The sequence below is a fragment of the Candidatus Binatia bacterium genome, from assembly GCA_023150935.1.
Lineage (GTDB): Bacteria > Desulfobacterota > Binatia > HRBIN30 > HRBIN30 > JAKLJW01.
Genome location: JAKLJW010000123.1, coordinates 1 through 714, shown reverse-complemented (window position 1 = coordinate 714; position 714 = coordinate 1). Strand labels below are relative to the sequence as shown.

1 pseudogene is annotated in these 714 nt (G+C 69.2%); it reads right to left on the bottom strand.

The features are described from left to right. Positions 1 to 126 precede the first annotated feature (126 nt). Positions 127 to 692, bottom strand: a pseudogene (locus tag L6Q96_23280) (hypothetical protein). Positions 693 to 714 lie beyond the last annotated feature (22 nt).

Below are 714 nucleotides of genomic sequence, written 5' to 3'. Positions count from 1 at the left end.
CTGCCGCGCGTAGCAGCGGTCGGGCGACGGTCTCGGAGCACCGGGCCCCATCGTAAGCCCGACCGGCGCCCTGAGCGGGTCTGCCCCGCAGGCCCTCGCCCGGCCCCCTACCCGGCAGCGCTCCGCTCAGGACCGCCCTCGCGCCCTGCGATACCGGCGTATCAGGGCGTTGGTGGAGCTGTCGTGGCGAAGTTCCGGTGGGGTCGCGCTCTGCAGTTCCGGGATGATGCGCGTGGCGAGCGCCTTGCCGAGTTCCACGCCCCATTGATCGAAGGGGTTGATGTCCCAGATCGCCCCCTGCGTGAACACGCTGTGCTCGTAGAGCGCCACGAGGCTCCCGAGCGTTGCCGGCGTGAGCCGCTCGGCCAGGATCACGCTGCTCGGGCGGTTGCCCTCGAACGTGCGGTGCGGGACCAGCCACTCCGGCGTGCCCTCGGCCCTCACCTGCCGAACGCGAGCGCCTCGGCCTGCGCGAAAACGTTCGACATCAGCAGATCGTGATGGTTGCCGAGGGGATTGAGCGACTCGGCAAAGCCGATGAAATCGCAGGGCACCAGCCTCGTCCCCTGGTGGAGCAACTGGTAAAACGAGTGCTGGCCGTTGGTGCCCGGCTCCCCCCACAGCACAGGACTTGTCTGGTAGCCGGTGATGGGCGCGCCGTCGACCGTGACGCGCTTGCCGTTGCTCTCCATGGCGAGCTGCTGGAGATAGGCC